Annotated in this window: 12 protein-coding genes, 1 tRNA gene and 1 pseudogene; 7 read left to right on the top strand and 7 right to left on the bottom strand. The window is 57.7% G+C overall.

Features of this window, described 5'->3' with window-relative positions; translation table 11 throughout:
- The first annotated feature begins 167 nt into the window (after positions 1-167).
- Positions 168-593, top strand: a complete 426-nt coding sequence (locus HZB29_13430) for a hypothetical protein (GenBank protein ID MBI5816598.1) — start codon at positions 168-170, stop codon at positions 591-593.
- 64 nt (positions 594-657) lie between these two features.
- Here the strand turns inward: HZB29_13430 and HZB29_13425 are convergent, their stop codons facing one another.
- A complete protein-coding gene (locus HZB29_13425) occupies positions 658-1,821 on the bottom strand; it encodes a response regulator (GenBank protein MBI5816597.1) in 1,164 nt (387 codons plus the stop codon).
- Positions 1,822-1,918: 97 nt separating this feature from the next.
- Here HZB29_13425 and HZB29_13420 point away from each other — a divergent pair.
- The 3 genes and pseudogenes from HZB29_13420 (at position 1,919) to HZB29_13410 (ending at position 2,605) form a co-directional block, all read left to right on the top strand.
- Positions 1,919-2,012 (top strand) — tRNA-Sec (locus tag HZB29_13420).
- A 152-nt stretch (positions 2,013-2,164) separates the two neighbouring features.
- Positions 2,165-2,395 carry a type II toxin-antitoxin system HicB family antitoxin gene (locus HZB29_13415; GenBank protein MBI5816596.1) on the top strand — a complete coding sequence of 77 codons (231 nt, stop codon included), beginning with the start codon at positions 2,165-2,167 and terminating at the stop codon, positions 2,393-2,395.
- Positions 2,388-2,605: pseudogene (locus tag HZB29_13410) on the top strand (type II toxin-antitoxin system HicA family toxin). Before HZB29_13415 ends, HZB29_13410 begins: the two are co-directional and overlap by 8 nt.
- Before the next feature lie 37 nt (positions 2,606-2,642).
- On the opposite strand, the gene HZB29_13405 reads toward HZB29_13410, so the two are convergent.
- The 4 genes from HZB29_13405 to HZB29_13390 form a co-directional block, all read right to left on the bottom strand.
- Positions 2,643-5,000 carry an endonuclease MutS2 gene (locus HZB29_13405; GenBank protein MBI5816595.1) on the bottom strand — a complete coding sequence of 786 codons (2,358 nt, stop codon included), beginning with the start codon at positions 4,998-5,000 and terminating at the stop codon, positions 2,643-2,645.
- Positions 4,990-5,187, bottom strand: coding sequence for a hypothetical protein (locus HZB29_13400; protein ID MBI5816594.1), 198 nt, complete (start codon positions 5,185-5,187; stop codon positions 4,990-4,992). Before HZB29_13400 ends, HZB29_13405 begins: the two co-directional genes overlap by 11 nt.
- A gap of 415 nt (positions 5,188-5,602) precedes the next feature.
- Positions 5,603-5,779, bottom strand: a complete 177-nt coding sequence (locus HZB29_13395) for a hypothetical protein (protein MBI5816593.1) — start codon at positions 5,777-5,779, stop codon at positions 5,603-5,605.
- Between the two features lie 96 nt (positions 5,780-5,875).
- Positions 5,876-7,006 carry a DegT/DnrJ/EryC1/StrS family aminotransferase gene (locus HZB29_13390; protein ID MBI5816592.1) on the bottom strand — a complete coding sequence of 377 codons (1,131 nt, stop codon included), beginning with the start codon at positions 7,004-7,006 and terminating at the stop codon, positions 5,876-5,878.
- Positions 7,007-7,071: 65 nt separating this feature from the next.
- On the opposite strand from HZB29_13390, the gene HZB29_13385 reads away from it, so the two are divergent.
- Genes HZB29_13385 through bioA form a run of 3 tightly spaced genes read left to right on the top strand, consistent with a single transcriptional unit; the run spans position 7,072 to position 10,778 of the window.
- Positions 7,072-7,875 (top strand): alpha/beta hydrolase, encoded by an 804-nt coding sequence (locus tag HZB29_13385; protein ID MBI5816591.1) that lies wholly within the window; start codon positions 7,072-7,074, stop codon positions 7,873-7,875.
- A 9-nt stretch (positions 7,876-7,884) separates the two neighbouring features.
- Positions 7,885-8,700 carry a methyltransferase domain-containing protein gene (locus tag HZB29_13380; GenBank protein MBI5816590.1) on the top strand — a complete coding sequence of 272 codons (816 nt, stop codon included), beginning with the start codon at positions 7,885-7,887 and terminating at the stop codon, positions 8,698-8,700.
- Positions 8,697-10,778 (top strand): adenosylmethionine--8-amino-7-oxononanoate transaminase, encoded by a 2,082-nt coding sequence (gene bioA / locus HZB29_13375; GenBank protein ID MBI5816589.1) that lies wholly within the window; start codon positions 8,697-8,699, stop codon positions 10,776-10,778. Before HZB29_13380 ends, bioA begins: the two co-directional genes overlap by 4 nt.
- Before the next feature lie 15 nt (positions 10,779-10,793).
- Here bioA and HZB29_13370 read toward each other — a convergent pair whose 3' ends face one another.
- Both HZB29_13370 and HZB29_13365 read right to left on the bottom strand, forming a co-directional pair.
- Positions 10,794-12,494 carry a response regulator gene (locus HZB29_13370; GenBank protein MBI5816588.1) on the bottom strand — a complete coding sequence of 567 codons (1,701 nt, stop codon included), beginning with the start codon at positions 12,492-12,494 and terminating at the stop codon, positions 10,794-10,796.
- The gene (locus HZB29_13365) at positions 12,491-13,627 is read right to left on the bottom strand and encodes an FIST C-terminal domain-containing protein (GenBank protein ID MBI5816587.1); all 1,137 of its coding nucleotides are present in this window, start codon (positions 13,625-13,627) and stop codon (positions 12,491-12,493) included. Before HZB29_13365 ends, HZB29_13370 begins: the two co-directional genes overlap by 4 nt.
- Positions 13,628-13,706: the final 79 nt, after the last annotated feature.

The following is a 13,706-nucleotide window of genomic DNA, read 5'->3' as shown; positions in this document are numbered from 1 at the left end:
TCTGCACACAGGCCACAGCCCGCTTGCGCAACTGCGTCAATGTCTTACTATCAAGCCCGCGCCCATCTGTATTCTTCATGGACTACAGCGTAACGCATATATCCACTTATGTCAATACTATTATGAGACGGTTAATAATTAGTCATTGCAAGGGGGAAATACTTAGCATGTCCATAATCAACACGAAGGAAGTTCTGGCCAAGATAGCCCATTATGAAGCGCAGATAGACGCGCTAAAACGGCTGTTGGAAGTGGGGCAGATGCTCGAAGGCGGCGGCAAGCCCGTAGGCCGCTCCCCAAAAGCGAAGCCTGCCGCCGCGAAGGGCGGAAAAAGGAAGCGTGGAAAAAGGGGCGCGGTGACGGAGGCCATCGTGGCCCTTCTGGAAAACTCAAAAAGGCCGCTTTCTTCCGGCGAGATCAAAAAGGCGTTGGAAGGACAGAAAGTGGTTGCCAAGGGCTCCGCCACGGTCTACGCCATGCTTTTGCAGATGGCCAAAAAAGGCGCGATCACAAAGTCCGCTGGTGAAGGTGGAACGGTCTATTCCTCCGGCACGGGAATCCGCCCAAGGAAGAACGCTTCGAAAAAAGGCTGAGTTTGCGAATGGCCGGCGCGGCCGCAATGGCCCGCCGGCGCTTTGCGGCGCGATGGGAAGAAAATTAAGCGCCGGACTTTATCTGGTCTATCGTCTGCTTGACGAGGTTTTCGGCCACGGCCAGTGTCGTGTCCGTCACGGCCTTCTGGAACACCCCCATCATCTCCCCGGCCATGCCGTTCACGGCGCCGCGCACAGCCGCCTGGATGGCGTTTTCTATGTTGCCGGCGCTGATCTTGTCCGCCACGGCGCTTTCCACGGCCTCGTTGATAATCCCGGCCATGTAGCCGTTCTTGATTTCCTCGAACACGCGCCGGACCGCCTTTTCGACAATCGCTTCTATGTCCTCCCCGGCGGCCAGCGGCCTTGCCGTCCCCCGCTGCGCAGGGGCGGGCTTGGGCTCCATTTCCGCAATGGCGGAATCCGCGCTTTCGATGGCTTTGAGCATCTTTCTGGCTTCCTCGGAAAGCTCGTCGTCCATGGACGCTGTCTCATAAACTCCGGTCATCACTTCCTGGTCGGCAAGCGACGACTGAAGGTTTTCATCTTCCGGAGAATTCTGGGGCGCCGAGGCCAGTTCCTCTTCCACCGCATCCCCCTCGTCGCCGGAGAGGATCTCCACCGCAAGCTCTTCATCCCCCTCCGCCGTTTCCACCATTTCCGCTGCGGACAGGTCCAGCATTTTGGGCATGTTGGCAGGGGCAGGAGCCTCCTCAACGGCGGCGAACTGTTCGTCGAGCTCATCCATGGACTCCGCCGCCTCGTCTGAAAGGCCAACCGTCTCCATGATGCTGTCCAACGGGACGTCTATGTCCTCAAAAGTGTCGTCGCCGGAAGGTTTTGCCTCAGGTTCCGGAGTGGAACGCAGGATTTCAAGGACCTTGGCGACCATGTCCTCGGACTTGAAAGGCTTTTCAAACCTTCCCGCCGCGCCCGCCTGCTCCGCCTGTTTCTCGTCAAACTCGTCCAGGGCCGACGACAATAGATATACGGGAATGGACTTTGTCGCGGGATTTTCCCGAAGCCTGTTGCACAGCGTGAAGCCGTCCATTTCCGGCATGTTCACGTCCGCGATCACAAGGCTTGGCCGCTTCTCCACAGCCATCTGGAGGGCCTTTGCGCCGTCGCCGGCCAGCATGATATCAACGTCCTCGCTTTCGAAGGCAAGCTCGAAGACTTTCTGGATTGTCACGCTGTCGTCGGCGACAAGTATACCGGTTTTGCTCATATTTTTGATCACCCGCAAAGCTAGCATATATGTTTGAACACTGTCAAACTTGACTCACCCCGCCGGCGTTCCTATGATGATTGCGGAATCTGCGGCTGGAAGATGTTCGCGTCCGGTGACGCGGCTGGACTTCAAATCCAGACGAGGGCGGCGACGCCCCCGGAGGGTTCGACTCCCTTCATCTTCCGCCAGATTATCATGATGGCCGCAGGCAAATCCAAGGCATGGCGCATCCATTTCCCACGGTGCCGGGCAATGTTGTCTTGTGACATCATAAAATCCATTGTCTTTCTTGGCGAACCGGTTGTAAAATTTTTACATTAATGAAAGGCTCTATTGAAAAATGAAAGACTTGAGCTACAGGATCATTCTCAAACCGGAACCCGAGGGGGGATTCACTGTCACCGTTCCCGCTCTGCCGGGATGCGTTTCATACGGGGAGACCCTTGAGGAAGCCCGTTTAATGGCCGCCGACGCCATAAAAGCGTACCTTCAAAGCGTGGAAAAGCATGGTGAGGCCATTGTGGACGATGCTGGCACTTTTGAAAGCCAGTTAATCGTGCATTATGCCTAAGCCTCCAGCGCTGACCTCAAAAGGCGTAATCAGGATTCTGGAAAGAAACGGGTTTGTTTTCGACCACGCCACAGGGGCCATCAGGTTTTTTATAATCAGCAAAGCATGCGCCGGGCGGTGGTTCCATTTCATAAAAAAGACCTTCCAAGGGGAACTCTTATCGCCATCCTCAAAGAGGCCGGGATACCAAAGGAACAATGGGTTAAATAACTACGTTAAATAATAAAGCGCCTTTCTTTCAGTCCACTCACCCCCTAAGCTTCACCACCGTCACCCCGTCGCCCCCTTCCCTCGGTCCGCCAGTCCGGAATTCGGCGATATATGGCGATCCGGCCAGATATTCCCGCACAGCCGTGCGCAACGCACCGGTCCCTTTGCCGTGGATTATCCGCAGCTCCCGAAGTTCTCCGCCATAGGCCACATCCAGGAATTTTATAAGCTCGTCTATCCCGTCGTCCGCGCGCATGCCGCGTATGTCCAGTTCCGGCGTTTCGGCGGCCGCGTCGGAGCCCCCAATTCCATGGCCCACCGGACGATCTCGCCCGGGAGCCTTTCTTTTCATCTTCCCCGCGCGGGCAACGCCGATAACGTCGGTGAGGTTCACCGTCACGCGCATCGCCCCCACAGTCACTTCCACCTTCCCATCGGCCGGGTCGCTATCCAGCGTCCCCTTCTTCTCCAGCGGCAGCACATAAATTTCGTCCCCGGCGCGCAATTCTTCCCGCCTTACCACTTCATCCGGGGCGGCGGCCTGCCGGGCCTGGGCGGCGATCTTCTCCAGCCTTTCCCTTGCCTTGCCAAGGGACTCTTTTTCTCCCGCCGCCTTTCTAGCCTCCTCGATCAACATGGATATTTCCCCCCGCGCGGCCGCCACGTCGGCCGATATTTTGCGTTTGGCGGTCTTGGCCAGTTCTTCCTTTTGAGCGGCGAGCTCGTCCTTGAGCTTTTGCGCCTCCACCTTCAAGCGATCTGCCTCGGCCCGCAAGGTCTCCGCCTCCCGCGCAGCCTTGTTGAGCCGTTGCGTCTGTTCGCGAAGCTCGTCCATCGCCTTTTCTATCCGCTCGTCCCCCCCTTCGAGCCTGGCCCGGGCGGCGCTTATGATCCCGGCGTCCATCCCCAGCTTTTCCGCCACCGCGATGGCGGAGCTTGCCCCCGGCGCGCCGCTTATCATCCTGTAGGTCGGGCGCATTTTCAGCGTGTCGAATTCCATGGAGACGTTGTGGTATTCCGGCGAAAACTGCGCCAGTGTCTTTATCTCGCCAAAATGGGTGGTCACCACCACGTCCGCCCCCATCGCAGCCAACCTGTCCAGCGCCGCCACCGCAAGCGCGCTCCCTTCCTTCGGATCCGTGCTCACCATAAGCTCGTCTAGCAGCACAAGCGATCCTTTTCCGGCGCGATTTAAGATGTTGTTGATCACCGTAAGATGGGCCGAGAAGGTGGAGAGGTTTTCGGTGATGGACTGGCTGTCGCCTATGTCGGCGAAGATATCGCCATAGAACGGCATGCGCGACCCCTCGGCGGCGGTGATGAACAGCCCGGTTTTCGCCATAGAGGAGAGCAACCCCACGGTCTTTAGCGCCACGGTCTTGCCCCCCGTGTTCGGGCCGGATATGACCAGTATCCTTTTCCCCTCCGGCAGGGCGATGTCGTTGGGCTCCGCGATCTTCCCTTCCATCGCCATCATCGGGTTCACCGCTCTCTTTATATCCAGCCTCTCCCCGAACACGGGGCGGGCCATGGAGTAATCCCGGGCCAGCCTTGCCCGCCCGGCGATGAAGTCCAGCCGGGTGACGGAAACGTACATCGTCTCAATAGCGTCCGCCTCTTCGGCGATCATCCCGGACAGCTCGGCCAGCAGCTTTTCTATTTCGGCTGTCAACTCCATCTCCGCAGTCTTCAGCCTGTTGTTCAGGTCCACCAGCGCCTTTGGCTCGATGAAGAAAGTCTGGCCGGTGTTCGACGAGTCGTGGATGATCCCTTCGATGTGATTCTTATGCTCCGCCCGGACCGGAAGGACGAAACGGTTTTCCCGCAAGGTGACGAACTCGTCCTGCAACATGGAGGCAAGGGAGGTGTCGCGGATCAGCGCCTCCGCCTTCTCCCGGATGGAGCGGCGCATGGAATTCACGGTTTCGAAAAGCCGCTCGATTTCCGGGGTGGCCGTGGGGATCACATTCCCCTCGTCGTCCAGCGATTCTTCTATCAATCCGGCCAGGCCGTGGACGGCGGGCATATCGGTCCATATGGGGCTCTCCTCGCCGATTCCCTCCGCGGCGAAAATGATCTTTATCCGTTCCGCCGTCCGCAATAGAGGCGCGAATGAGACAATCTCCGCTCCTGATAGCGCACGCCCTTTGCGGGCCTTGCCCAATAGGCCCGGAATGTCCCCAACAGGCTCGATGTCAAAATCGCGCCGGCCCGTGATGAGGTTTAGCATGGCGCCGGTCTGGTCTAGCAGGCGTTCGGCTTCCCCGGCGTCGTGCGCGGGGCGGACGGCCATCACAAGCTCCCTGCCCCCCTGCGTGTCCGTCCGGGCCAATAGGGATTCTACGACCGTCTCCATTCCCAGCAGGGACGCTGTTTTGGCGATATCAAACTTCATCTTTTTCCTTTTCGCGCTTCTCGCGCGTGGCGGCGCGTTCCTCCATGCGCTTTTTAAGCGTCTCTTTTTTCATCCTGTTCTCCCCCCAGGCGAACCAGTTGGCCCACCGGGTTATCATCGCCGCCACCACTATCCCCCCGATGAGGATGGCCGGTATCAGGTACTGCTCCATGCTCCTCCGCAACATTGTTCATCCAGACCACATTGACCATTCTCTTAGAACATGCGGGATAGGGCAAGAGGGGAGCGTTCATATGTCCTGAAATCGTACGGCGCGAGTGTCCTGAAACGGGATGGTTTTCTTTATAAGCGATATGGCTGATTGCGGCTAATCCATGTATTTCAACGAGCTAAAAAATGGCACGGCTTATGCTTTTATTATTTGCAGGATTTGAGTTGGTGGATTTTCAAATGCCAGAAGTCAAAGAAATGATTTTAGTGATGGCGGCCCTGGCGGTCATCACTATGTACATGCAGGGCTTTGTCCACTGACTCGGATCAGGTTGTTCCTCCTCGCCGTCCGTCTTGATTCCCCCTGCCCCCTAAAAACCGAGGCGGACGGTTTTACTTTCACCGCCCAACAGTGAAATCACGATGAAAGGCTAGGCCATCACGCTTATCCGGGAGCTGCCAGACGCGCCTGAGCTGATTCTCCTTGCGCTGGACGCGAAAGCCTCGCTTGCCTTCATGGCTGCGTTGGCAAACCCCCTCAGCGATTTGACTTGCATGACATTGGAGTGTCCGCCGATCCCTCCGGCGCCGAATGATCCGGTTCCCATGGCTGAAAATCCTTAATTTATCCGTTAAACATGATTGCTTATCGGCGAGGCGGGGCTTTTTACTTTAGAGGTTTTTTGTAAGCCCGGGCGGGACAATCAAAGGGTGGCCAGTATATTCTTCAGCGTGGCGGCCACATACCGGACCTGTGCCGGTTTCAGCCCCGGATAGAACGGAAGGGTGACAACTTTGGCGCCGATGGCCTCGGCGTTGGGAAACATCCCTTGTTTGAATCCAAAAGTCTCGCGGTAAAAGCGCATAAGGTGGATCGGCAGGAAGTGGGCGGAAACGCCGATCCCGTTGTCCTCCATCCGGCGCAGAACAGTGTCCCGATTTTGCGGCGGGACCCACACGGTAAATAGATGCATCGCCGAGCGGGCGCCATCCCGGATCGCCGGGAATCCCAGTCCATCCCACCCAGCAAGCTCTTTCAAATAAAGCGCCCATACACGCTGGCGTTTTTCCAGGTTGGCCTCGATCCTGTCCATCTGGTTTAAAAGCAGCGCCGCCTGGATGTTGGACATGTTGTATTTCCATCCATAGATGTCCATGTCGTAATGGGCGAATTTCCTGCCGTAGCGTTCCGCCGCGTCGCGGCTCATGCCGTGGGTGCGGGTCTTGCGAAGGATGTCCCGAAGCTTTTGGGTCTTCACGGTCACCGCGCCCCCCTCGCCGCTTGTGATGTTTTTCGTGGCGTAGAACGAAAATGCCGCCGCGTCCCCCAGTTGGCCCGGGGCGGCCCCGTCGCGCCTGGCCTCCACGGCGTGGGCAGCGTCCTCCACCACAACAAGCTTGCGGGCGCGGGCGATGCGGCTGATCGCCTTCATGTCGCACATCTGGCCGTAAAGGTGGACGGGAAGGATGGCCCTGGTCTTTTTTGTGATGGCCTTTTCGATATTGGCGGCGGCCATGTTCCCCGTGTCCGCCTCCACATCCACAAAAACGGGCTTTGCCCCCGCGTGCATAATGGCGTTTGCCGTGGCGATAAAGGACATGGGGGTGGTGATCACTTCGTCCCCCTTTCCCACGCCGAGCGCCTCCAGCGCAAGGTGCAGCGCGGCGGTGGCGCTGGTGACCCCCACGCAATGGGGGAGATGAAGGTATTCCGCGAACTTTTCCTCGAACAATCTCACCTCCGAACCTGTGGAGATGAAAAGCCCCCGCAGGGTCCTGTCCAGGGCTTTCCTGTCCTGCGTGGTGATGTTGTGGCGGAAAAAATCTACCTTCATAATCCAATCGGCCTTAATATTGTTTTCGATTGTAACCCGTATTTTCTTTAACCGGATTTATAAAATTGGACGTTTTTCCTGTTTCACAGTCAGGCTCGGGCCCGGCGCTTTTAATGCTCCACGGCTGGGGACAGACCGGGCGCGCATTCTCGCCGCTGGCCGGTATTATAAAAGACCGGCTGCGCGTGATCACGGCCGATTTCCCAGGCCACGGCTCCGCAAAATATTTACGTGGGCCGTACACTTTGGAACGTTTCGTCAAAATGACCTCGGACACAATGCGCGAATCCGGCGCAAAGGACTTTCATTTGCTCGGTTGGTCGATGGGAGGGACTGTGGCCGCGAAATACGTCCTGGACGCAATTGAACCAAAGCCGCGGTCCCTCATCCTGCTTTCGGCCACACCCGCCTTTGTGGTCCATGAAAGAAACCTTGGTATAGGCCAGCATCCCGCCGCCGTGAAAAAGATGGAACGGATGATCAAAAGCGACCCAGCCGCCGGGCTGCGGGATTTTATCGGCCGGTTTTTCGAGTCCGGCGAAATAATTGATCCTGCGCGAAAGGAGGAAATTGAAGACCTTTTGACAGGCCCGGATTTTCCGCCGGACAAGGATGCGTTGCTTGAAACATTAAAGGACCTGGCCGGTACTGACTTCACATCGTCCCCCCGTCCCCCCGGTCACCCGCCTGTGTTGATAATTTACGGCTCGGCTGATAAAATCACGCCCGGCGGCGGTCAGTTGCGGTGGCGATCCGTGTTTGACAACATAACTGAAATCAGGCTGGAAGGCGCCGGCCATGCCCCACATCTGACCAGGACCGATGAAACGGCCCGCGCCATACTCGATTTTGCCGGTTCTTTGGAGTGATGTTGTCCAGTGGCTCCCATAATTAAATCAAGGGTCCGCTCCGGTTTTGACCATGGGGCGAAAGAATACGCCACAGCGGCCGTTTTACAGAACCAGACCGCCGCAAACCTGGCCCGCTGGGCATTGGCGCTTTGCCCCAAAGGGGGCATGGCGCTGGACATCGGGTGCGGCCCCGGCGCCCTTTCTGAAAAACTCGCCGAATCGGGGAATTTTGGCCGCATCGTCGCCGTGGACATTTCCAGTGCAATGACGCTGGCCGCCCGTGAAAAACTTTCAAAATACAGATGCGTCTCCATAGTCCAGGGGGATGCGGAGGCGCTGCCGGTGAAGGCAGGTTCATGTGACATCGCAGTCTCGAACATGGTGTTCCAATGGCTGCCGGACCTGAAAAGCGCGTTTTCCGGCATACAGTCGGCGCTGAAAAACAAAGGCCGGGCGGAAATCGTATATCTGGGTGAGAACACCTTCGCCGAAATAAGGGATGCGGCTCTTTCCGCCCTGGCAAATGCGGGGAAAAAGGGAAGCGCCGGGATTTTCCATCCATTCCCCCGCCAGGCCGATGTCGCAAAGGCCGCGCGGGACGCCGGGCTTTTGCCGTTGGAGACCACGTCGTCCATTCACACTCTCGAATACCGGAGCGTGCGGGAGATGATGCTCCAGTTGAAAATGCAGGGGGTGCAGAACAACATCGGCCTTTCCGCGCTCGGCCTCGGGCGGCGGGGGGTGATGGCCAGCTTCGCGGAGGAATACGCCGCAATGTTCGGCGCGGACGGGGGGATACGGCTGACATACCATGTTGTCCGCTTAAGCGCAGTCAAGCAATGACGGCGCAAGGGGGGAAGAAGGCCCGGGGCATATTCATCACCGGGGTGGACACGGATGTGGGCAAGACCGTCATCGCAGGGGCTTTGGCCGCCATCATCAAAGAAGCAGGTTTTAAGACCGGCGTGATGAAACCGGTCCAGACCGGGGTGGAATCCGTCTCTGGCGAACTTGCCGGAGACGCGGCGTTCTTGGCGAAAATGTCCGGTTCGGGAAGCGGCGCGGAGCTTGTTAATCCTTACTGCTTTTCAAAACCGCTTTCCCCTTACCACGCGGCCAAAGCAGAGGGCGTCTCCATTGATCCTCAAGTGATTCTTGCCGCATATGCAAAACTGTCGGCGGCCAACGACGCAATTGCCGTCGAAGGCGCCGGGGGGATATTGGCGCCTGTGACTGAAAAGATTTTCTCCGGCGATCTGGCGCGGATGATGGGGCTTCCGGTGATTATCGTTTCACACCCTTTCCTGGGGTCCATCAACCACACGCTGCTGACCATAAACGCCGCCGAGGCGATGGGGCTGGATGTTATCGGAGTGGTGTTCAACCAATACAAAAACGAACCGTATCCGGAGCCGGACTTCGACCTTTTCCGCAATCAGACAGGAATCCAGCCGCTGGGAATAGTTCCATTCTCCGAAGACATTACAGACGCGGCAAAACTGGCGGAGCATGTACGCCGGGCCATAGACGTAAAACCGATCCTTGACGCGCTTTCCATGCCGGGCGCGCAAAGGCAGAAATCTTACGAAGATCGGGACAAAAAACATGCATGGCATCCTTTCACACAGATGAAAGGATGGTTACGAGGGCCGGTGACGGTCATTGAATCCGGCGATGGACTGATATTGCGGGACATCGAGGGTAACGAGTACCTGGACGGTTTTTCAAGTTACTGGTGCAACGTCCACGGCCACGGCGAACCGCAAATCAAACGCGCAGTCGTAAAACAGCTCGGCAGGATAGCCCATTCCACTTTTCTGGGGCTATCCAACGTTCCTGCGGTGGATCTGGCGGAAAAGCTGGCGGAGATCACCCCCGAAGGGCTCGACCGGGTGTTCTATTCGGACAACGGCTCCACTGCGGTGGAAGTGGCGGTCAAGATGAGCTACCAGTACTGGAAACATGTGGAGCCATCCGGCGGACGAAACAAATTCCTGGCGCTCGGCTCGGCCTATCATGGCGACACGGTGGGGGCCATGGCCGTTGGGGGGATAGACCAGTATCACTCCACGTTCCGCGAGCTTTTGATGGAGGTGGACTTCGCCCCGGCGCCATACTGCTACCGCTGTCCGCTGGGGGAAAAGCGCGAAACCTGCGGGCTGCGCTGCGCCGGAGAGGTGGAGCGCAAACTGGCAGATGGGGCGCAAAATTACGCGGCGATGATAATGGAGCCGCTGGTGATGTGCCCGGCGGGGATAATCACCATGCCGGAAGGGTATCTTGCGCGGGTGGCCGGAGCGGCGCGCCGTCACAACGTTTTGTTCATCGCCGACGAGGTTGCCGTCGGGTTCGGCCGGACGGGGCGGATGTTCGCCTGCGACCACGAGAAGGTGGCGGCGGACATCATGTGCATGTCCAAGTCCATTTCGGGAGGGCTATTGCCATTCGCCGCCACCATGGCAAGCTCAAAAGTGTTCGACGCGTTCCTGGGGGGATATTCCGAACAGAAAACATTTTTCCACGGCCACACATACACCGCCAACCAGTTGGGATGCGCGGCGGCGCTGACCAATATTCAACTGATACAAGAGCGGGACATCCCCGGCCAGGCCGCGGCGAAAGGGGATTTTCTGGGCGAAAAGCTGGCAAGGTTCCGCAATTTGCCACACGTGGGGGACATCCGCCGCCGGGGGCTCATCGCCGGGATAGAGCTTGTGCGCGGCAAACAAACGAAAGAACAATACCCATGGGAAGAAATGGTGGGCGTAAAGGTCTGCGCGGAGGCCAAAAGGCGCGGCCTGCTGGTGCGGCCCCTTGGGAACGTGATTCCTTTATTCCCGGCCCCGATCGCCACCGAAGCGCAGCTTGAGCGGATGGCGGACATTCTTTATGAGACGATAGCGGAAGTGACGGGGAGGTAAAAGCCGCCGCGCCGGTCAGATATACCTTTTCACCCTCGGGATGAACTCCTCGGCGATCACCGGTATTGAAATAAAATCGCTTGCCCCCATTTTAAGCACCCTGGTACGCACGTCCATCAATTCTTCCCCGTGAGGGCTGGAATTGCCCGCAGTCATTATGATGACGGGAACATGCTCCATGTCCGGGTCCGATTTCAAACTGGCCAGCAGTTCGATCCCCCCCATCACCGGCATGCTCATGTCTGTGATGATCAGCGCCGGGACCTCGGCCTTGGCCGCGTCCAGCGCATCCTTGCCGTTTACGGCCTCCACAATCCGAGCGTCCGAGAATTTCTCTATAAGCTTTCTGATAGTGAAGCGCTGGATCTCCTGGTCGTCGGCTATCAGCACCATGGCCCTGCTCCTGGGCAGTTTCACGAAGAACACAGATCCTTCGCCTGCCTTCGATTCGGCCCATATCTCCCCGCCGTGCGCCGTGACGATGTCGTGGCAGAAAGGGAGGCCCAGGCCGGTCCCTTTCTCTCCGGCGGTGCCGGTCAAAGAGGTCTTCACCTCATGCCGGAACAGGTCCGGCAATAATTTTTCAGGGATTCCGGCCCCGGTGTCACCCACGGCGATCACGTTTTCCGTCCCTTCCGGCGCGTAAACACGAACACCGTCACCTTTATTGCAGAACTTGACGGCGTTTGAAACCAGGTTTTGCAGCACTTCCCCCAAAAGCGCCTTGTCGGCGGTGACTTCCATGTTCTCCGGCAGATCGTTTTTAAGCGTCACGCCCTTGCTATGGGCGGTGAAGGAATTCGATTCAATACACTCCGCGGCCAGCGTTCGAGGATTGAGCGGCTTTTTAACAAGCTTGATGCCCCCGGACTTGAGCCTGCCGATGTCCAGCAGTTGGTCTATCATGTTCACAAGCCCTCGGGCCACCCCGCCGACCCGGGACAAAAGCTCGTGTTTCTGCGAGTCGGCCAACTGGCATTGGCCGTCCGTCAGCAGGTTGCACATGCCGATTATGCCGGCAAGCGGCGAGCGCAGGTCATGGGAGACCAGCGACACGAACCGGTCCTTGGTCTTTGTCGCTTCTTCCGCCTTTTCCTTGGCTTTTTTGAGCGCCTGTTCGGTCTGCTTGAGGTGGGAAATGTCGGTCACGAACGCAAAGGCTCCTTCCACCTCTCCTTCCGATCCTCGCGCAAGATTCATGCTGAATATGGCCGGTATGGGCCTGCCGTCCCGCGCCACTAGCGTGGCCTCAAACTTCAGGCTGGACACGGCCTGTATGGCCTCGATCTGGTCCTTGAAATATTCAACGCTTGCCGGGGCTATCAGGTCATAAGGTAATTTTCCGGTGATTTCTTCCCTGGAATAGCCGGCCATCGAACAGAGTGTGTCATTGACCTCTAATATTTCCCACCCGCCGCCAAAGAAAAGATAACCTTCCACCGTGGTATTGACGATGCTTCTATGCTTGTGTTCGCTTTCCCTGATTACGCTCAACAGGGTCTCGGTCTTGGCAAGCTGGTTTGTAAGGTCGTCGGATATTTTGGTGAGAAGCCTTGTGAGTACCCGCTTGTCCCGCAGGTTCCAGTCCATCTGGCGCCTGGTCCGCGCGTCCTCTTTTTCCAGGGCTTCCACGATGGCAAGAAGCCTTGCGGAGCCGTCCGGGCCGTAAAGGAAAAGTATCTCTTCCCTTAAGCGGCCGAATTCATCGCCGCTCATCGCGCCTTTTCTTTAAGGGATACCACCACACAGGTAAGGTTGTGGAAATCGCAGCCGGACCCGGACTTGGCCCCGATCTCTCCATAAGTGAAGAAACCGGCCATGGGTGCGTTCCAAAGCTGGTAAATGCGCACCACCTCGTCCCGGATCATCGGCCCCAGGGCCACATGCCGCGCCTTGCAGGAAAACAGTATGATCGCCTCCGTGTCAGGTTGCTCCTGCTTGAACTCGGCAATGTCCGCCAGCGCGCTTTTGATGGCCCCGTCCCCGGGATTGGCGGCGAACTTGATCTTCGATCCTTGCGGGATGTTGCCGCTGTAGGATATTGACCCGTTCTCGTGGTCAAAGTACATGCTTTCCCGCAAAACCTTCCCGCCGTCTTCCCGCCACACGTAAATGGGCCACGTCACCCCCACGATGGCGCCCTCCACAACCTCGTCCCCCAGATAATCCCTGTAAACTTCCAAGGCCGGCTCGCCGTCTATTGTGTGGATCACGTTGCCGGAGGAGGATGTGACGGTCTTGAACACCCCCACCTCCAGCCATCCGCTGGAGGCCACTCCGCTCACTTCTATCTTCTCATTGTCGAAAACAAGGAACAGCAGGCCCGAATCCGACACTTTCCCGTTTGTTCCCACCTGGGTGCGGCTCATTTTCAGGTCGTCCCCCGCAAGGCCGCCGAACACAGGGGCGCTCCTGTCCAACCGCGAGAAAATCCCCTTCACAATGTCGTCCCCGTTGCCGCCAAAGCCTCCCTGCGCCGCAATCAACGCGGGTTTTGCGAAGCAGGACGCGGCCCACTGGGCTCCGGCCGCCGCCGCTTCAGTGTATTTCCCATTTTCCACGCCAAACATCGAGATGCGGTACAGCCCCTTGTCCACGTTCAACAGGAGGAGCGATATGGACTCTTCGAATATCCCGGCGGCGCCGTTGTCCCCGCAGATCTCGCCTGCGGTGGAGCAGCAGAACAGGTCCACCCCCTTTTGATCGCACACTTCGGATATCTGGCCGATATCATGCGATGTGGACGCGAACGCTATGACGAGCGTCGGCGAAAATCCGGCCGAAATGGCCGAGTCCAACCCAAGGCGCAGTTCTTCTACGCTTTTTGCGGTGATCCCTTTGGATTCCATATGAATTTTAAATGAATGTGAAGATTGACCCAACCGGGCTTCATTCTACTGGCACGCATGTTACATGTCAATCATGCCC

The sequence above is a fragment of the Nitrospinota bacterium genome, from assembly GCA_016235255.1.
Classification (GTDB): Bacteria; Nitrospinota_A; UBA7883; order UBA7883; family JACRLM01; genus JACRLM01.
This window is presented reverse-complemented; position numbering and strand designations above follow the sequence as displayed.